The organism is Aeromonas sp. 600282 (assembly GCF_049175755.1).
Lineage (GTDB): Bacteria > Pseudomonadota > Gammaproteobacteria > Enterobacterales > Aeromonadaceae > Aeromonas > Aeromonas veronii_A.
Window position 1 is genome coordinate 97,070 of record NZ_JAAKVR010000019.1, and the last position, 17,964, is coordinate 115,033.

Sequence of the window (17,964 nt, forward strand, 5' to 3'; positions counted from 1 at the left end):
GCCTTTCAGTCTAGTCAACAACGCTCACTTGCGATAACCAGCAACTGGATAAACAGTCGCCGCCATCCAGCTCGCTCAGACGATCACTCACCTCCTCCGGAAACAGGGTGCGCGCCCAGAGCCGCCGCGACAGAGAGGCCACGCTCTCGTCAGCGCCCGCCGCCAGCCAGCGGGCAAGCTCCCCCGCTACATCGGGGTAGCAAACCGCCCCTGGCGAAGCGCTGTCGAGCCAGGTACGCACCAGATTGGCATCGAGCACATCCATCAGAGTCGCCAGCCCCATCATCTCGAGGGTCTTGCCATTGGTCAGCTGCTCGAACTGGCCGCCGAGGGGCTTGACCAACAGCTTCTTGCCGAGGGTGAGCGCCTCGGAAGCCAGCTCGAAACCCGCGTTGGATATCACGCCGCGACAACCGGCCAGCACGGCGATAAACCCGTGGCGCGACGGCGGTTCGAAGCGCAGGTTGCGCCATTGGCTGGGGGTGCGAATGGCGGGGTGAAAGCAGACGAAGCGCTGCTGACCAAAACGCGACAACAGGGCGGCGATCGCCTCGGTCTGCTCGAACGGTAGATAGACCAGGATCTCGCCGTTATCCGGCGCAGCGGCGATAGGGTCGATCACCGGCGGCAACAAGGGGTGACCAAAGTGAAACCAGTGCAGCCCGAGCGGCTGATCCACAGGAGCAAAGTGGCGCATCAGCTGACGGCTTACCCCATCCTCCCCCCAGCGCGGAATGGGCCAGTTGAAGCTGGCCTGATGGCTGACGGTGAGGCTCGGCTTGCCATAGCGGCGGGCGGCGTGGGCGGTTAGCGGCTCAAAATCGCTCACCACCAGATCGTATTCGCTGCAATCGAGAGCCCGCAGATCCCGCCAGAAGGTGAGCGGCGAGGCGGCTTGCAGGGTACGCCATGGAGAAACTCGCCCCTCGTGACTGACAAAAGTGAGGCCGGGAAAGGCGCGGTAGGCGCCAAACTCTTCCATGTCGAAGTAGCGGTCGGCGGGGCGGCCGCTAAAGAGATAATCCACCTCGACCCCTGCCGTGCGCAGCGCCCGAGCCAGGGTGCGACTGCGACTGATATGGCCGTTGCCGGTGCCTTGCACCCCGAACAGTATCCTCATGAGTGGCTCCAGCCGAGCGCCAGCACGGCGCACCCGCCACCCAGCAGGGCACCGGCTACCAGATCACTCAGGTAGTGCACCCCGAGCAGCAACCGGGATGCCCCCACCAGCGCCGCCCAGCCAAACAGCAGGGGCGCCCAGAGCGGAAAGCCGGTGGCCAGTATGGTGGCCATCAGAAAAGCGGCGGCGGTGTGGCCGGAGGGGAGACTGTAACGATCGGAAGGAGTGATAAAGACCGGCAAGCCGACCGGCCGTTGCCGTTTCAGGCTGTTTTTCAGCAGCAGATAGAGGGGCAATTCGATGGCAAAGGCTAGCAGCGCCAGTCGCACCAGCTCCCGCTCTGCCTCCCCCTGCCACCAGAGCAGGGCGGCCAGCACGGCGTAAAGCGGACCATCACCGGTGCGGGAAATGAGACGACTCACCCTCGCCTGCTGCCGGTTGTAGCCGTGAAGCAGGCAGACCCGGCACACCTGCAGGTCCCATTGCTGGATCTTGTTCATATCCCCTCCTTCCCTGAATTCTGCTTGCAGAGTAAGAAGGCGGGATGACGTTACGTTGAACAAGGGATAACAGATTTATGAAAAAAGGGCCGAATGGCCCTTTTTAATCTCGATGTTGCGGCAAAATCAGTGGCTGCCGCGCAGACCGGTCTCCATCAGACGGCAGTTGTGGTCCGCCAGACGGGCCATGAAGTGCTCATCCACTTTCAGACCAAACACCTGCTCGTAGAGATCTTTCATCACGAATGGCTGCCACATCATGCTGAGGAAGGAGATCTTCAGCATGTCGGGATCCAGGTTGTCACCCAGCTCACCGTTGGACTTCATGGTTTCCAGCAGGGCATCGAACTGCGGCAACTGACGTTCCAGCAGGCGGTTCAGCACAAAATCCCGGCCCGGGCTCTTCTCGGTCGACAATGCGCTGGAGATGGCAGAGGTCAGCTCGCTGTTGGGCGCCATCACCTGATAGTAGGTGTTGAGCAGCTCGTTGAGGCTGTGATTGCTGTGTTCATCTTGCCAGGCATGGTCGAGGGGCTCGGCGACATCGCCCAGCACCGCTTTGTAAAGACCCTCTTTACTGCCGAAGTAGTAGTGGATCATTGCCAGATTGGAGCCAGCAAGCTCCGCGATTTCGCGTGTAGTCACCTTGCTATAGGGAGTATTGAGAAAACGCTCACGGGCGGCAGCAAGCAACTTGTCACGAATGTCAGAACGTCCGACCGGACGACCAGGTCTACGTTTTTCCATTTAACACCTCAGATAATTCAGCCAATGCTGATAAGTCGATCTGGTTGTGCAGAGAATAGAGCACAGCAGGAATGACCAGATAATCGGTCATGGGCCGAATATGGGACAAGGAAATTTGCAATCCTTTACAATCCGATTAAATACGTCAGCAGATTGCCCCTGACCTTCCGTGTTGACACAGCATAAAAATCTCGATATTGGTAAAAGCGTTATCGACTGGAAGGAATAACAACGTCATGCGTATCGCCACCCCGCTACTACTAATCTCCCTAATCGCGTTAACTCGCGCGGGATCCTTGTAGCCGGGCTAAGGCATAGCCGGAATTTACAAAAACCCGTGCACCCTGCACGGGTTTTTTTATGCCGCCGCAGGATGCACGTTACCGAACTTAGGAAGAGGGAAGTCACATGTCAGATCGGGTCATCATATTCGACACCACCTTGCGTGATGGTGAGCAGGCCCTGGCGGCCAGTTTGACAGTCAAGGAGAAGCTGCAGATAGCCCAGGCGCTGGAGCGGCTCGGTGTCGACGTCATGGAGGTGGGCTTCCCGGTCTCTTCTCCCGGCGATTTTCAATCGGTGCAAACCATCGCCCGCCACATCAAAAACAGCCGGGTCTGCGCCCTCGCCCGCGCCCTGCCCAAGGATATCGATGCCGCCGGTGAAGCCTTGCGGGTCGCCGAGGCGTTTCGCATCCACACCTTTATCTCCACCTCCTCCATCCATGTGGAGAGCAAGCTGAAAAAGAGCTTTGAGGATGTGCTGGAGATGGGGGTCGGCGCCATCAAGCACGCCCTGCGCTACACCGATGATGTGGAGTTCTCCTGCGAGGATGCGGGCCGCACGCCGATCGATAATCTCTGCCGCATGGTGGAGGCCGCCATCAAGGCGGGGGCCCGCACCATCAATATCCCGGACACCGTCGGCTACACGGTACCGACCGAGTTCTCCGGCATCATCCACACCCTGTTCAACCGGGTGCCCAACATCGACAAGGCCATCATCTCGGTCCACTGCCACGACGATCTGGGGCTCTCGGTGGCTAACTCCATCGGCGCGGTGCAGATGGGGGCCCGCCAGATCGAGTGCACCATCAACGGCATCGGCGAACGGGCGGGCAACTGCTCGCTGGAAGAGGTGGCGATGATCCTCAAAACCCGCGCCGACCTGCTCGGGGTACAAACCAATATCCGCCACAGCGAAATTCATCGCACCAGCACGCTGGTCAGCCAGCTCTGCAACATGCCGGTGCAACCCAACAAGGCGATCGTCGGGGCCAACGCTTTCTCCCACAGCTCCGGCATCCATCAGGATGGGGTGCTCAAGGCGAAAAATACCTACGAAATCATCACTCCCGAGAGCATTGGCCTGACCCAGAACAACCTCAACATGACCTCCCGCTCCGGCCGTCACGTCATCAAGCACCGGATGGAGTCCATGGGCTACGCCGAGAGCAGCTACGACCTCGACCACCTCTACGGCAAGTTCCTGACCCTGGCCGACAAGAAGGGGCAGGTGTTCGACTACGACCTCGAAGCGCTGGCCTTCTTCAGCCAGATCCACGAAGAGCCCGAGCACTTCAAGCTGGAGTACCTCGGGGTCCAGAGCGGCAGCTCGGTGCTGGCCACCGCCTCGGTCAAATTGAAAGTGGGGCAGGATCTGATCTGCGAAGCGGCCACCGGCAATGGCCCGGTGGATGCGGTCTACCAGTGCATCAACCGCATCACCGGCTATGAGATCCGCATCGACAAATATGCCCTCAAGAGCAAGGGCGAAGGGGAAGATGCCCTCGGTCAGGTCGATATCGTCGCCGAGTACAAGGGGCGCAAATTCCACGGCATGGGGCTGGCCACCGACATCATCGAATCCTCGGCCCACGCCCTGCTCCATGTGATCAACAGCATCTGGCGCGCCGATCAGGTGGCCGAACAGATGGAACGAAATAACACTATCAAGACGGAGACAGTATGAGCAGTTATCGGATCGCAGTATTGCCGGGTGACGGCATTGGCCCGGAAGTGATGGCCGAGGCCGTCAAGGTGCTGGAAAAGGTGCAGGCCAGGTTCGGCTTTGCCTTCGAATATGATCGCCACGACGTGGGCGGCATCGCCATCGACAACCACGGCACCCCGCTGCCGCAGAGCACCATCGCTGGCTGTGAAGCGGCCGACGCCGTGCTGTTCGGCTCGGTGGGCGGCCCGAAATGGGAACATCTGCCCCCCAACGATCAGCCTGAGCGTGGCGCCCTGCTGCCCCTGCGCGCCCACTTCAAGCTGTTCTGCAACCTGCGTCCGGCCCGTATCTATACCGGTCTGGAACAGTTCTCCCCGCTGCGTGCCGACATCTCCGATCGCGGTTTTGACATCGCCTGCGTGCGCGAGCTGACCGGCGGCATCTACTTCGGTCAGCCCAAGGGGCGTGAAGGGGAAGGCCCCACCGAGAAGGCATTCGACACCGAGGTATACCATCGCTTCGAGATCGAGCGCATCGCCAAGATAGCCTTCGAATCCGCCCGCGTGCGCAAGGCCAAGGTCACCTCCATCGACAAGGCCAACGTGCTCGCCTCCTCCATTCTGTGGCGTGAGGTGGTGACGCAAGTTGCCAAGGATTATCCCGATGTCGAACTGAACCATATGTATATCGACAACGCCACTATGCAGCTCATCAAGGATCCGTCCCAGTTCGACGTGCTGCTCTGCTCCAACCTGTTCGGTGACATCCTCTCCGACGAGTGCGCCATGATCACCGGCTCCATGGGACTTCTCCCCTCCGCCAGCCTCAACGAATCGGGTTTCGGCCTGTTCGAACCGGCCGGTGGTTCGGCCCCGGATATCGCCGGCAAAGGGATTGCCAACCCCATCGCCCAGATCCTCTCCGCCGCCCTGATGCTGCGCTACAGCCTGGGTCAAGAGGCTGCCGCCCAGTCCATTGAGCAGGCCGTGGCCCAGACCCTGGCCGAGGGTTACTTCACCGCCGACCTGCATCAGGCCAGCGCCCGCCATCCGGTGCAGAGCACGTCCGAGATGGGTAGCCAGATCGCCGCCCGGATCTGAGCCGCATAACAGAGAACAAGGAAGAGAGAAGCAATGGCCAAGACCCTCTATCAGAAAGTATTCGACGCCCACGTGGTACGGGAAGTGGAAGGGGAGACCCCCCTCATCTACATCGACCGCCATCTGGTGCATGAAGTGACCAGCCCGCAGGCATTCGACGGCCTGCGCGCCATGAATCGCCAGCTGCGCCGCCCGGATCTGACTTGGGCTACCATGGATCACAACGTCTCCACCACCACCAAGGACATCGCCGCCTCCGGCGAGATGGCCCGCATCCAGATGGAGACGCTGGCCGACAACTGTAAAGAGTTCGGGGTTCGCCTCTACGATCTCAACCACAAATATCAGGGGATCGTCCATGTGATGGGCCCCGAGCTCGGCATTACCCTGCCCGGCACTACCATCGTCTGCGGTGACTCCCACACTGCCACCCACGGCGCCTTCGGCTCGCTGGCGTTCGGCATCGGCACCTCCGAGGTGGAGCATGTGATGGCCACCCAGACCCTGAAACAGGGCCGCGCCAAGACCATGCGCATTTCGGTTAACGGCAAACTGGCCGAGGGCATCAGCGCCAAGGACGTGGTGCTGGCCATTATAGGCCGGGTCGGCCACGCCGGCGGTACCGGCTATGTGGTGGAATTCGCTGGCGAGGCCATCGAAGGCCTCACCATGGAAGGGCGGATGACGGTGTGCAACATGGCCATCGAGCTTGGCGCCAAGGCCGGCATGATCGCCCCCGACCAGACCACCATCGACTACATCCGTGGCAAGGAGTTCGCTCCCAAGGGCGAGGCGCTGGAACAGGCCATCGCCTACTGGCAGAGCCTCAAGAGCGACGAAGGTGCCCACTTCGATGCCGAGGTAGTGCTCGACGCCGCCGACATCGCCCCGCAGGTCACCTGGGGCACCAATCCGGGTCAGGTGATCGCCGTCAATGAACCCATTCCGGCGCCGGAATCCTTCAGCGACCTGATGGAGCAGCAATCCGCCCGCAAGGCACTCGCCTACATGGATCTGCAGCCTGGTCAGAAGCTCTCCGACGTCGCCATCAACAAGGTGTTTATCGGATCGTGCACCAACAGCCGCATCGAGGATCTGCGTGCTGCCGCCGCCATCGCCCGCGGTCGCAAGGTGGCCGCTGGCGTGCAGGCGCTGGTGGTGCCTGGCTCCGAGCAGGTGAAGGCACAAGCCGAAGCCGAGGGGCTCGACAAGATCTTCATCGAGGCCGGTTTTGAGTGGCGCCTGCCCGGCTGCTCCATGTGTCTGGCAATGAACAACGACCGGCTGCAACCGGGGGAGCGCTGCGCCTCCACCAGCAACCGCAACTTCGAAGGACGTCAGGGCCGCGCCGGCCGCACCCATCTGGTGAGCCCGGCCATGGCCGCCGCCGCCGCCGTCACCGGCCGCTTCGCCGACATTCGTGCACTGTAAGAGGAACCAATGATGACAGGATTCAAACAGCATAAAGGGATCGTCGTCCCCCTCGACAGCGCCAACGTCGACACCGACGCCATCATTCCCAAACAGTTTTTGCAAAAAGTAAACCGCATCGGTTTTGGCAAGCACCTGTTCCACGACTGGCGCTTCCTGGACGATGCCGGCCAGCAGCCCAACCCCGAGTTCGTGCTCAACCAACCGCAATTCGCCGGTGCCAGCATTCTGCTGGCCCGCGAGAACTTCGGCTGCGGCTCGAGCCGCGAGCACGCCCCTTGGGCGCTGGCGGACTACGGCTTCAAAACCATCATTGCCCCGAGCTTTGCCGATATTTTCTACGGCAACGCTATCAACAACGGCATGGTGCCGGTGCGTCTGAAGGAGGAGGAGGTCGACGCCCTGTTCCAGCTGGTCGCCGCCCAGCCGGGCATCCAGATCGAAGTGGATCTGGAAGCGAATCAGGTACGTGCAGGTAGCCTCAGCTTCGGTTTCGAGATCGACGAATTCCGCCGTTATTGCCTGCTCAACGGCTTGGATGCCATCGGCCTGACCCTGCAGCACGAGGCCGCCATCAGCGCCTTTGAGGCAAAGCAGCCGAGCTGGATTTAATCAGCCAGTTGCAAAAAACGAGTAGAATCAACAGGGAGCTTCGGCTCCCTGTTTTACTGTCCGCGACGCTTCCCACTTTGGACCACCGGAACTGGCCCGTGCCACAGGAAAGGATGATGAAGAGACCGACGGCAATTCCTCTGCTCTGTGCCCTGCTGCTTGCCCTGCCTGCGGGGGCCAGCCAAACCAGCTTCAACAACAGCCTCGGCCAGATCAGCGTCGGCTGGCAGGATAGCGAAGGCAAATCCCAACAGCTCACCTACCGGCTCGAACAGGGCAAGTTACCGCCCCTTATCGCCTATCGCCCGGCCAGAATGCAGGAGGAGGTATTGCAGGTATTGCTGCGGGAGGTGCGCCAGAACTACCCCGAGGTGCAGTTCACCCTCTCCCGCCCCTCGCTGGAGCTGCATCTGAAAAGCCGCAATCAGGACAAGGCGCGCGAGGCGATGGCCTTTCTGCAGTCCAAGCGGAGCAAAGAGGAGCAGGCGTGGCTGACCAAACACTACTTCCAGTACTTCAACACCCCCGACGGGCAGCTGGCGGTGAAGCAAGATCATGTGCGCATCGCGCTGGAGAGTCGCAGCGGGCTGGCTCCGCTGGCGGATCAGCTCAAACAGCAGGGCAGTACCGAAACAGAAGCGCGCCAGAAAACCGTGGCCCATATGCTCACCTTTATCCAGAGCATCCCCTATCAGCAGCTCGACAGCCTGAATGGAAGACAGGGCAAGGGCTTCCTCCCGCCCCGTCAGGTACTGGAACAGAACCGGGGTGATTGCGACAGCAAGGTAACCCTGATGGCCGCCATGCTGGCCCAGCTCTTTCCCGAGCTGAAACAGGCCATGGTGTTCGTCCCCGGCCATGCCCTGCTGGCTGTTGACCTGCCCGCCAAGCCGGGGGATGCGACCCTCAACTGGCAGGGGCAAAACTACCTGCTGCTCGAACCCACAGGCCCCGCCACCTTGCCTGCGGGCCAAATAGCTTCGACCAGCAAAACGCTGGTCGATAGCAAGCAGTTGAGTTTGCAACCGGTTCAGGAAAAAGGCTAACCCCCTCCCTCTGCCGATGAGGAGAGAGGATTAACCCTGAGGCAGAAACTCCACCGCCAGCAGCAACCCGCTCTCCTCCTCCAGCACCCGGATAATACGGGCATGAGCTTCAAAGGGAGGCAACAGGTTGTTGTTGGTGGCAAGACTGATCCGGATGGGCTGATTGATGTCGAGCTGGTGTTCAGAGACCGCAATTCCCATGCCGTTGGCACTGAGATCCCGGCAGATCCCCTCCAGCACCAGCTGCTGCTGATAGACGGTGACCGGAGCATTGATGACCATGCGCGCAAAGGCACGCCTTTCCTTGGTATTGGTAAGCACGCGAACATCCTCTGTTGGGTGGGCGTCATCTCATGGGTATTGCACAATTGTGCTGGTCTACCCAAAAGAACGTTAATACAATGCGGTTCGTTTCTCAAACGGGGTGCGGTTTACCGCTGAGATTATACCCGTGTACCTGATCCAGATAATGCTGGCGGAGGAATTTGAGGCATGGCGCTCATTTTTTGCGCCCTCACCCGCTGGCACCTCGTTATTAACAAGTAATAGGGAATGCCACCCATGAAGACCCTGCTGCTGGTCACCACCGGCCTGCTGTCGGCCAATGTGTTCGCCGCCGATGCTCTCACCGTCTACACCTACAGCTCCTTCACTGCCGAGTGGGGTCCGGGGCCCAAGATCAAACAGGCCTTCGAGAAAGCGTGCGACTGCACCCTCAATCTGGTTCCCCTCGAAGATGGGGTCGCCATCCTCAATCGGCTGCGACTGGAGGGCAACCACAGCAAGGCCGATCTGGTGCTGGGGCTCGACGATGCCCTCATCAGCGAAGCCAAGCAGAGCGGCCTGTTCGCCCCCCACCCCGCCAAGCTGGATGGCATCAAGGTGCCGGGGGGCTGGCAGGATGACACCTTCGTCCCCTACGACTACGGCTACTTTGCCTTTGTTTATGACAAAGACAAACTCAAGCAGCCGCCAAAAAGCCTGAAAGAGCTGGTGGAGCGTCCCGATCTCAAGGTGATCTATCAGGATCCCCGCACCTCTACCCCGGGGCAGGGGTTGATGCTGTGGATGAAGTCTGTCTACGGTGACAAGGCTCCTGAAGCCTGGGCCAAGCTGGCCAGGAAGACGGTCACCGTCACCAAGGGGTGGTCCGAGGCTTATGGCATGTTCCTCGATGGCGAAGCGGACATGGTGCTCTCCTACACCACCTCTCCGGCCTATCACCTGATAGCCGAGAACAAGCCCCAGTATCAGGCTGCGGCGTTTGAGGAGGGTCACTACCGTCAGGTAGAAGTGGCTGCCAAGCTGAAGAGCGCCAAACAGGAGAAGCTGGCTGACCAGTTCCTGCAATTTATGGTGAGCCCCGCCTTCCAGCAGGAAATCCCGACCGGCAACTGGATGTATCCGGTGATCGACACGCCGCTACCCAAGGGCTTCGAGCAGATGATCACCGTAGCCAAGCCGCTCGCCTTCAGCAGCGATGAGGTGGCAGCCAATCGCAAAGGATGGATCCGCGAGTGGCTGCAAGCCGTCACCCAGTGAGCCTTCATCTGAAACCACAGGCTCGTCCCCTCTGGTGGTTGCCGGGCAGTGCAGCCACCCTGTTGATCCTGCTGTTATCCCTCGGGCCGCTGGTGGCACTGTTGTGGCAGGCCGGTTCGCTGGCCCCGCGCACTTTGCTGGCAGACCCCTATCTGCGCCATGTGCTGGGCTTCAGTCTGGGGCAGGCACTGCTCTCCACCCTGCTGAGCCTGGGGCTCGCCATTCCGATGGCTCGCGCGCTGGCACGGCGGCGCTTCATTGGCCGAACCCTGCTGATCAAGTTGTTTGGCCTCTCGCTGGTACTACCGGTCATCATCGCCATCTTCGGTATCGTGGCGGTACACGGCAAACAGGGGTGGCTACCGCAACTGCTACGGTCACTGGGGCTGGATCCCGGCAACTACCTCTACGGCCTGTTCGGCATCCTGCTGGCCCACGTCTTCTTCAACATGCCGCTGGCGGCCCGCCTGATGCTGCAGAGTATAGAGAGCATCCCCGAATCGAGCTGGCGCCTCGCCAGCCAGCTCGGCATGCGCTCATCCCACATCTTCCGGCTGCTGGAGTGGCCGCTTATTCGCGGCATATTGCCCGGGCTGGCCAGCCTCATCTTTATGCTCTGCTTCACCAGCTTCACTACCGTGCTGGCACTGGGGGGCGGGCCGAAATCCACCACCCTGGAGGTGGCCGTCTATCAGGCGCTGCGCTTTGACTTCGATCTCGCCACCGCGGGCGGATTGGCGCTGGTGCAGCTGATCCTGACCGCCGCCCTGCTCGCCCTGCAACACAAGCTGCAGAGCACCCCGGCCAGTCGGGTGACCCCCCGTCGTCCCTGCCTGCGACCGGACCGTCATCAGCCGGGCACGGCCGTGGTGGACCTGCTCTCGCTCGGTATCGGGCTCGCCATCTTTCTGCCACCACTGCTGGCCATCGTCGTCGCCGGCCTTCACCCCGGCCTGCTGACGGCTCTCACCTCCAGCAAACTGTGGCAGGCGAGCGGCCAGTCGCTGCTGATTGCGCTGGCGGCAGGCACCCTGGCGACCCTGCTCGGCAGCGGCCTGCTGCTCACCAGCCGTCACCTCAAGGTGCGCACCCGCCAGCGGCGGGCTGCGGCCCTGTGGGAGGCCAGCGGCTCGATGATCCTGATGATCCCGGCGGTGGTGCTCTCCACCGGTCTCTTCATCCTGTTTATGCCGTTCGCCGATGTGTTCGCCCTCGGCCCCTGGCTGGTGGTGCTGGTCAACGCCCTGATGGCGCTACCCTACGTGCTGCGCACCCTCTCCGCCCCCATGCAGCTGGTGGTGCGCCAATACGACCGGCTGGCGGATAGTCTGGGGGTACGCGGCCTGCATCGCCTGCGACTGGTGGAGTGGCCGCTGCTGCGCCGCCCGCTGGCACTGGCGATGGCGCTGTCGATGATCCTCTCGCTGGGGGATCTCGGCGCCATCGCCATGTTTGGCAGTCAGGAGCTCACCACCCTGCCCTGGCTGCTCTATCAACAGCTTGGCAGCTATCGATTGACCGAGGCAGCCGCCACCGCTCTGCTGTTGCTGACACTCTGTTTCTCCCTGTTCTGGCTGGTGGAGCGGGGACTTGGAGGAAAAAATGGCGAGCAACATTGAGATACTAAACGCCTTGCGCCCCTGTGCCAGCGTTTCTGCGGCTGTTCCGGCTGGTGGAACGGACCCTTTGAGGAGGAAAACATGCTGAACATTGATACGCTTGCGACCAGCTACCCCGACTGGCGCGTCAGCTTCAGCGCGACCCTGCCCAAGGGGGAGATCACCGCGCTGATTGGCCCAAGCGGCGCGGGCAAGTCGACCCTGCTCGGGATGATCGCCGGCTTCGTGCCGGTGGAATCAGGCCGCCTCAGTTTCGATGGTGAAGACCTGCTGCCACTGGGCCCCGCCGAGCGACCGATCACCACCCTGTTTCAGGATCACAACCTGTTCCTCCATCTGTCGGTGTTCGACAATATCGCCATCGGCTTGCACCCGGGCCTGCGCCTGAGTGCCGCCCAACGGGCACAGGTGATCGATGCAGCCGGGCGGGTTGGCCTTGGTGAGATGTTAGACCGCCAGCCTGAACAGCTCTCCGGCGGCCAGCAGCAGCGGGTCGGGCTGGCTCGCGCGCTGGTGCGCGGCAAACCGCTGCTGCTGCTGGATGAGCCCTTCTCTGCCCTCGATCCGGCCCTGCGCCGGGAGATGCTGGCGGAAGTGGCGAGGCTAGCCTGCGAGCAAGGCATTACCGTACTGATGGTCTCCCACAATCCTGAGGATGCCCAGCTTATCGCCGATCAGGTGCTCTTTGTGGACGAGGGGCGCATCGCCCTGCAGGGAAAGCCGGATATTCTGCAACACAGCAACCACCCGGGGCTGCTGCGCTACCTTGGACAGTGACCCAAGGACACTGAACTGGTGACGGGATCAAAAAAGGGAAGCCAAGTGGCTTCCCTTTTTCATATGAAGATAGTCAGCTAAATCAGAGATTTTCCTCGGCGAACGAAGCCAGTCGGCTGCGCACCACGCCATTGAGGAAGATGTTGGCACTGCCGTCGAAATCCTTGAAACGCTCGACGATGTAGGTGAGACCCGAGGTCACCGGGCTCAGGTAGTTGGAGTCGATCTGGGCCAGGTTACCGGAGCAGACGATCTTGGTGCCCTCGCCGCAGCGGGTGATGATGGTCTTGATCTGGGATGCGGTCAGGTTCTGGCACTCATCCAGCAGCACGAAGGTGTTCTGGATGCTGCGCCCGCGCATAAAGTTGACCGATTTGAACTGGATGTTGGCCTTCTCCATGATGTAGCTGAGCGAGCCGCTCATGTTCTCGTCCTGCTTGTGCAGCACCTCCAGGGTGTCAGTCACCGCCGCCAGCCAGGGCATCATCTTCTCCTCCTCGGTGCCGGGCAGGAAGCCGATGCTTTCGGCAATTTCCGGGGTATTCCGGGTGACGATCACCTTCTCGTAAATGCCCTTCTCAATCACCAGCTCCAAGGCCGCCGCCATTGCCAGCAAGGTTTTACCGCAACCGGCCGGGCCGGTCAGGATCACCAGATCGATGTGCGGATCGAGCAGTGCATCCAGCGCCATCCCCTGATAGACATTCTTGGGATGGACACCCCACGCCTTGCGGGACATCAGTCGCTCACGGCCCAGATCCTTGATGCGGATCTTGCTGCCATCGTTGCTGAGCACCCGGGCTGCGAAGAAATTCTCTTCATCCACCAGATACTGGTTTACGTGAACCCCTTCCAGCAGATTGGCATCGATCACATGGATGGTATCGCGGCCATGGGTCTCGCTCTCGCACTCGCCAACCCGCTCCCAGAAGCTGCCGGGCACCACCTGAAAGCCCTTGGCCAGCAGGCGGATATCATCGATCAGCTGGTCACTGCGGTAATCTTCAACGTGAGCAAGCCCTGCCCCTTTAGCCTTGAGGCGCATATTGATGTCTTTGGTGACCAGCACCACCTGACGCTTCAACTCGTGCTTTTGCAGATAGAGGGCCGCGTTGATGATGCGGTTGTCGGCCTCCTTGTCGGTAAAGACCTCGGCATCCTGCGGCAGATGGTGATCGCTGAAGATGCTGATATTGCCGCTCGCTTCGCCAGCCAGCGGAACGCCCTGAGTGATCTGATCCGGGGTTGCATCGCGGAACACATCTTCCAGCGCACGGATGGCGACCCGCGCGTCGCGGCTGACATCCTTGTTGCGATCCTTGATGTTATCGAGCTCTTCCAGCACCGTCATGGGGATGAGCACGTCGTGCTCTTTGAAGGAGTAGATAGCGAGGGGTTCGTGAAGCAGAACGTTGGTATCCAGGATAAACAGCTTTCGGTCCGTATTGTCCATAAGCATCCTCCTTGGCACTGAAGGGCCACGTGTGTGAATCTCAGATGTCATTGAAACCACACGGCCGTGACAGTTTTATTACCCTCAACGCTACGCCCGATTTTACTATCGCGCAACAAATCACTTGGCCGCCTGATTTGATTGCGCATAAAAACAGCAATCCAAAGACCGGCACTGTGGCCGGTCTTTTTTCTATCGTTCAACTACTTGGGCATGTCTGTCAGCCGCACTTGGAGTCGCCACAGTTGAGGCAGGTCATGCAGCCATCCTTCAGCACCAGCGCCTTGGTGTGGCACTTGTAGCAGAGCGCGGCATTGGCCGGGAAACCACTGCCAGCCTGCTGCTCTTCGGCCTCCTGAGCGGCTTTAAACTCGGCCTGTTTCTCGGCCAGAAACGCCTGCTGATGCTCATCCAACCCCGGCGCCTTGAGCATGCCGATCTCGGTGAGATGGCTCTCGATCACGTTGCCAATTTCGGCGATCAGCGACGGCACATACTTGCCCTTGTTCCAGTAGCCGCCCTTGGGATCGAATACGGAACGCAGCTCCTCGACCAGGAAGGTGACATCCCCCCCCTTGCGGAATACCGCCGAGATGATGCGGGTCAGCGCCACGATCCACTGGTAGTGCTCCAGACTCTTGGAGTTGATGAAAATCTCGAACGGACGGCGAGTTTCGTGAACCGTGCCCTCGTTGAGAATAATGTCGTTGATGGTGATGAACAGCGAGTGCTCGGAGACATGCTCCGGCGTCTTCAGTTTGTAGGTGGTGCCCATCAGCCGCTCCGGGCGCAGCACGGTTTCGTGCATGTGCACCACGTCATCCTGCGCAGAGAGATCTTCTTGCGGCTCATCCTTGGTACGCACCTTGTAGGCGACGATTTTTTTGTCGATCTTTTTGACCATAATGTCGTTCTCAGAATTTACCGTAATAGCCTTCTTTCAAGGCGTCGTAGAGGTTGGCGGCAGTGTGCAGCTCACCATCGTATTCGATCTCTTCGTTCCCCTTGACGGAGATGACGGAGCCATCCTCCAGGGTGAAATCGTACAGGGTGTTCTCCAGATCCTTCTCCTTCACCAGCACGCCCTGGAAGGCCTCCGGGTTGAAGCGGAAGGTGGTGCAGCCCTTGAGACCAGAGTCCGAGGCATACATGTAGATGTCCTTGAACTGCTCGAACGGGAAATCGGTCGGCACATTGGCGGTCTTGGAGATGGAGGAGTCAATCCAGCGCTGGGCCGCCGCCTGAATGTCCACATGCTGCGCCGGGCTGATGTCATCGGCAGTAATGAAATAGTCCGGCAGACGGCTCGCTTCATCATCGGCATAGGGCATGGCGGCCGGATTCACCAGCTCGCGATAGGCCAGCAGCTCGAAGGAGTAGACATCCACGCTCTCCTTGCTCTTCTTGCCCGGCTTGATGACGTTGCGGCTGTAGTGGTGAGCAAAGCTCGGCTCGATGCCGTTGCTGGCGTTGTTGGCCAGTGACAGCGAGATGGTGCCGGTGGGCGCAATACTGCTGTGGTGAGTGAAACGCCCACCCACTTCGGCCAGCTCGGCGACCAGCGCAGGATCCACTTCGGCAACCTGTTGCATGTAGCGGCTATAGCGTGCGTGCAGAACCTTGCCCTTCACCTTGTCGCCTACCTTGATGCCATCAGCCGCCATTTCCGGGCGCAGACGCAGCATCTTGCCGGTCACTTCGAACTCCTGCTCCATGATGGGGGCTGGGCCCTTCTCCCTGGCAAGACGCAGGGACTCCTGCCAGCCGGCCATCGCCAGCTCCTGGGATACCTGCTCGGTAAAGGCTACGGATGCCGCAGAGCCGTACTTGATCTGCAGCATGGTGAGGGTCGAACCAAGACCCAGGAAACCCATGCCATGCCGGCGCTTGGCTGTGATCTCCTCGCGCTGTTTGGCCAGTGGCAGTTGGTTGATCTCTACCACATTGTCGAGCATGCGGGTAAAGATGGCTACCACCTTGCGAAACGCCTGCCAATCGAACGCAGCGTTTTCAGTAAAAGGGTCGCGCACAAACTTGGTCAGATTGACCGAACCCAGCAGACAGGCACCGTAGGGTGGCAACGGCTGCTCGCCACAGGGGTTGGTCGCGCGGATCTCTTCACAGAACCAGTTGTTGTTCATCTGGTTGACCTTGTCGATCAGGATGAAGCCGGGCTCTGCATAGTCATAGGTGGAGGTCATGATGACATTCCACAGCTTGCGGGCTGGCATGGTCTTGTAGACCTTGCAGGCGACCTGCCCCAACTCGTTGAATACAACCCCTTCCTTGTTGGGCCAGTCGGCCCATAGCACCTGAGCGGGATCGTCCAGCGCAATGCCATCCTGCTCCACCTCTTTGGCGGTGTAGGGGAAGATCAGCGACCAGGGTGCATCCTCTTTCACCGCCTTGACGAAATCTTCGGTGATGAGCAGGGAGAGGTTGAACTGACGCAGGCGGCCATCTTCACGCTTGGCCTGAATAAACTCGATCACATCGGGATGGCGGATATCCATGGTGCCCATCTGGGCGCCGCGACGGCCACCGGCTGACGAGACGGTGAAACACATCTTGTCATAGATATCCATAAAGGAGAGCGGGCCGGAAGTGTAGGCACCGGCACCGGAGACAAAGGCACCGCGCGGGCGCAAGGTCGAGAAGTCATAGCCGATACCGCACCCGGCTTTCAGGGTCAGACCGGCCTCGTGCACCTTGCCGAGGATATCGTCCATCGAATCTTCGATGGTGCCGGAAACAGTACAGTTAATGGTTGAAGTGGCAGGCTTGTGCTCAAACGCCCCCGCATTAGAGGTGATGCGGCCCGCCGGAATGGCCCCATTGCGCAGCGCCCACAGGAACGGCTCATACCAGGCCTCAGGCTCCAGCTCCTGTTCTGCCAACGCACGGGCTACCCGCTGGTAAGTCTCATCGATAGAGCTGTCGATGGGAGTACCATCCTTGCTCTTGAGGCGATACTTGCTATCCCAGATCTCGAGGGACGTTTCCTGCATGGGGATAAGGCGGGAGCCAAGCTCACTCTCCAGCACCGGGTTCGATTTAGCCATTTTCAATCAACCTTATGTGAATGCATCAACATCATGACAACAGCAGAAAACACAACTAATGGTGCCATCTAAAATTAATGACACAACATATAGTACACCTGATGCCATGAGGGCGCCGATTCTAACCTAAAAAAATGCCCCGGCCAGCAGATTTCTTGGCCAGGGCACTTAACTGATTAATTTGCTGAGAGATTTAACACTCAGAGATAGATCAGGGCTTCTTGACGTAAACGATCGGTGTTTCACCCGCCATATTCAGATAGAACTCGTAGACGCCATCGGCATCCGGTGAGAACTTCATGTCCTCATACTTGGAGCAGGGATTGACCGGCACACCCTCACCACCCAACACGGCAACACCATCACTCGGGCTCTTGTAGCCAAAGTTGGTACCGCAGCTCCAGCCTGAATCAGCAAACTTGAACTTGTAGGGGGCCCACTCTTTCTTGAGGGTGCCTTTGGCCATATAGAGCTTGTCGGCCACCTTGACTACCTTGCTTTCATCAGTCGCCATCCAGTCGTTCATTTCCCCGCGCAGGTAGATGGACTTGCCACCGAAGTCGCTGTTGTCTGCCCCAGCCTGCTCTGCACCACCATTGGATGCGCAACCGCCTAATACCAGGGTTCCCGCCGCCAGCATCATCGTTACTGTTCTCTTGAACATGAGTCTATTCCTTAAATTATTGTGATTCCTTGGTCCATCAATATGGACTGAAGAATTAAACCAGAGGAGGCATCACAAGAAAGGTAGAGGCATCACATTCTGTGTTTTTTATATCCAACCCATTGAACCAGCGAGCAAATATTGAACACGAAAGGAGATCCCTTTGGGGTTTCGCAGGGGGATTCAATGAATGACAAGAAGGGAAAAGCTTAATAAGCTGGCGACTTGCTGAATAGCAGGTAATAAAAAACCCCGCTCATAGAGCGGGGTTTCTTGTATTGGGTGCCTGGCAGTGTCCTACTCTCGCATGGCGAATGCCACACTACCATCGGCGCTAC

16 protein-coding genes and 1 riboswitch are annotated in these 17,964 nt (G+C 59.7%); of the genes, 8 read left to right on the forward strand and 8 right to left on the reverse strand.

Annotated features, from left to right (window positions below):
• Positions 1-10 precede the first annotated feature (10 nt).
• The 3 genes from G5137_RS17295 to G5137_RS17305 all read right to left on the reverse strand — a co-directional run bounded on the left by G5137_RS17295 (position 11) and on the right by G5137_RS17305 (position 2,367).
• The gene (locus G5137_RS17295) at positions 11-1,120 is read right to left on the reverse strand and encodes an MJ1255/VC2487 family glycosyltransferase (protein WP_005358199.1); all 1,110 of its coding nucleotides are present in this window, start codon (positions 1,118-1,120) and stop codon (positions 11-13) included.
• Positions 1,117-1,620, reverse strand: coding sequence for a phosphatase PAP2 family protein (locus tag G5137_RS17300; RefSeq protein ID WP_005339149.1), 504 nt, complete (start codon positions 1,618-1,620; stop codon positions 1,117-1,119). The genes G5137_RS17295 and G5137_RS17300 overlap by 4 nt, the downstream gene beginning before the upstream one ends.
• Before the next feature lie 126 nt (positions 1,621-1,746).
• A complete protein-coding gene (locus G5137_RS17305) occupies positions 1,747-2,367 on the reverse strand; it encodes a TetR/AcrR family transcriptional regulator (protein WP_005349170.1) in 621 nt (206 codons plus the stop codon).
• A 408-nt stretch (positions 2,368-2,775) separates the two neighbouring features.
• On the opposite strand from G5137_RS17305, the gene leuA reads away from it, so the two are divergent.
• From leuA to G5137_RS17330, 5 genes are all read left to right on the forward strand, one after another.
• Positions 2,776-4,338 (forward strand): 2-isopropylmalate synthase, encoded by a 1,563-nt coding sequence (leuA, locus tag G5137_RS17310; RefSeq protein WP_005339151.1) that lies wholly within the window; start codon positions 2,776-2,778, stop codon positions 4,336-4,338.
• Complete coding sequence (leuB, locus tag G5137_RS17315) at positions 4,335-5,420, forward strand: 3-isopropylmalate dehydrogenase (RefSeq protein ID WP_421255711.1); 1,086 nt, start codon at positions 4,335-4,337, stop codon at positions 5,418-5,420. The genes leuA and leuB overlap by 4 nt, the downstream gene beginning before the upstream one ends.
• Positions 5,421-5,453: 33 nt before the next feature.
• Positions 5,454-6,851 (forward strand): 3-isopropylmalate dehydratase large subunit, encoded by a 1,398-nt coding sequence (leuC, locus tag G5137_RS17320; RefSeq protein ID WP_421255712.1) that lies wholly within the window; start codon positions 5,454-5,456, stop codon positions 6,849-6,851.
• Positions 6,852-6,863: 12 nt separating this feature from the next.
• Positions 6,864-7,463, forward strand: coding sequence for a 3-isopropylmalate dehydratase small subunit (leuD, locus tag G5137_RS17325; protein WP_021231980.1), 600 nt, complete (start codon positions 6,864-6,866; stop codon positions 7,461-7,463).
• Positions 7,464-7,579: 116 nt separating this feature from the next.
• Positions 7,580-8,509 (forward strand): transglutaminase domain-containing protein, encoded by a 930-nt coding sequence (locus G5137_RS17330; protein WP_421255713.1) that lies wholly within the window; start codon positions 7,580-7,582, stop codon positions 8,507-8,509.
• Between the two features lie 30 nt (positions 8,510-8,539).
• On the opposite strand, the gene G5137_RS17335 is transcribed toward G5137_RS17330, so the two are convergent.
• Positions 8,540-8,830 carry a PilZ domain-containing protein gene (locus G5137_RS17335; RefSeq protein WP_005339160.1) on the reverse strand — a complete coding sequence of 97 codons (291 nt, stop codon included), beginning with the start codon at positions 8,828-8,830 and terminating at the stop codon, positions 8,540-8,542.
• Between the two features lie 89 nt (positions 8,831-8,919).
• Positions 8,920-9,010: riboswitch (TPP riboswitch) on the forward strand.
• Between the two features lie 60 nt (positions 9,011-9,070).
• Here G5137_RS17335 and thiB point away from each other — a divergent pair.
• The 3 genes from thiB (at position 9,071) to thiQ (ending at position 12,447) form a co-directional block, all read left to right on the forward strand.
• Positions 9,071-10,051, forward strand: a complete 981-nt coding sequence (gene thiB / locus G5137_RS17340) for a thiamine ABC transporter substrate binding subunit (protein ID WP_421255714.1) — start codon at positions 9,071-9,073, stop codon at positions 10,049-10,051.
• Positions 10,015-11,670 carry a thiamine/thiamine pyrophosphate ABC transporter permease gene (thiP, locus tag G5137_RS17345; RefSeq protein WP_421255715.1) on the forward strand — a complete coding sequence of 552 codons (1,656 nt, stop codon included), beginning with the start codon at positions 10,015-10,017 and terminating at the stop codon, positions 11,668-11,670. The genes thiB and thiP overlap by 37 nt, the downstream gene beginning before the upstream one ends.
• Positions 11,671-11,751: 81 nt before the next feature.
• Entirely contained in the window at positions 11,752-12,447 is a 696-nt protein-coding gene (gene thiQ / locus G5137_RS17350; RefSeq protein WP_421255716.1) for a thiamine ABC transporter ATP-binding protein, read from the forward strand.
• An 82-nt stretch (positions 12,448-12,529) separates the two neighbouring features.
• Here thiQ and G5137_RS17355 read toward each other — a convergent pair whose 3' ends face one another.
• The 4 genes from G5137_RS17355 to G5137_RS17370 all read right to left on the reverse strand — a co-directional run bounded on the left by G5137_RS17355 (position 12,530) and on the right by G5137_RS17370 (position 17,626).
• Complete coding sequence (locus G5137_RS17355; RefSeq protein WP_421255717.1) at positions 12,530-13,900, reverse strand: PhoH family protein; 1,371 nt, start codon at positions 13,898-13,900, stop codon at positions 12,530-12,532.
• Between the two features lie 220 nt (positions 13,901-14,120).
• On the reverse strand, positions 14,121-14,804 hold the full coding sequence (locus G5137_RS17360) for an NrdJb (RefSeq protein ID WP_421255718.1): 684 nt from the start codon (positions 14,802-14,804) through the stop codon (positions 14,121-14,123).
• A gap of 10 nt (positions 14,805-14,814) precedes the next feature.
• The gene (locus tag G5137_RS17365) at positions 14,815-16,962 is read right to left on the reverse strand and encodes an adenosylcobalamin-dependent ribonucleoside-diphosphate reductase (RefSeq protein WP_421255719.1); all 2,148 of its coding nucleotides are present in this window, start codon (positions 16,960-16,962) and stop codon (positions 14,815-14,817) included.
• A gap of 211 nt (positions 16,963-17,173) precedes the next feature.
• Positions 17,174-17,626, reverse strand: coding sequence for a pullulanase (locus G5137_RS17370; RefSeq protein WP_421206046.1), 453 nt, complete (start codon positions 17,624-17,626; stop codon positions 17,174-17,176).
• Positions 17,627-17,964: the final 338 nt, after the last annotated feature.

Bases quoted from the DNA above. Each gene is read 5' to 3' on its own strand.
- G5137_RS17365 (WP_421255719.1), bottom strand. From the start codon at position 16,962: ATGGCTAAATCGAACCCGGTGCTGGAGAGTGAGCTTGGCTCCCGCCTT.
- thiP (WP_421255715.1), top strand. From the start codon at position 10,015: ATGGATCCGCGAGTGGCTGCAAGCCGTCACCCAGTGAGCCTTCATCTG.
- thiQ (WP_421255716.1), top strand. From the start codon at position 11,752: ATGCTGAACATTGATACGCTTGCGACCAGCTACCCCGACTGGCGCGTC.
- G5137_RS17300 (WP_005339149.1), bottom strand. From the start codon at position 1,620: ATGAACAAGATCCAGCAATGGGACCTGCAGGTGTGCCGGGTCTGCCTG.
- G5137_RS17360 (WP_421255718.1), bottom strand. From the start codon at position 14,804: ATGGTCAAAAAGATCGACAAAAAAATCGTCGCCTACAAGGTGCGTACC.
- G5137_RS17295 (WP_005358199.1), bottom strand. From the start codon at position 1,120: ATGAGGATACTGTTCGGGGTGCAAGGCACCGGCAACGGCCATATCAGT.
- G5137_RS17330 (WP_421255713.1), top strand. From the start codon at position 7,580: ATGAAGAGACCGACGGCAATTCCTCTGCTCTGTGCCCTGCTGCTTGCC.
- G5137_RS17370 (WP_421206046.1), bottom strand. From the start codon at position 17,626: ATGTTCAAGAGAACAGTAACGATGATGCTGGCGGCGGGAACCCTGGTA.
- G5137_RS17305 (WP_005349170.1), bottom strand. From the start codon at position 2,367: ATGGAAAAACGTAGACCTGGTCGTCCGGTCGGACGTTCTGACATTCGT.
- leuB (WP_421255711.1), top strand. From the start codon at position 4,335: ATGAGCAGTTATCGGATCGCAGTATTGCCGGGTGACGGCATTGGCCCG.
- leuA (WP_005339151.1), top strand. From the start codon at position 2,776: ATGTCAGATCGGGTCATCATATTCGACACCACCTTGCGTGATGGTGAG.
- G5137_RS17355 (WP_421255717.1), bottom strand. From the start codon at position 13,900: ATGGACAATACGGACCGAAAGCTGTTTATCCTGGATACCAACGTTCTG.
- thiB (WP_421255714.1), top strand. From the start codon at position 9,071: ATGAAGACCCTGCTGCTGGTCACCACCGGCCTGCTGTCGGCCAATGTG.
- leuD (WP_021231980.1), top strand. From the start codon at position 6,864: ATGACAGGATTCAAACAGCATAAAGGGATCGTCGTCCCCCTCGACAGC.
- leuC (WP_421255712.1), top strand. From the start codon at position 5,454: ATGGCCAAGACCCTCTATCAGAAAGTATTCGACGCCCACGTGGTACGG.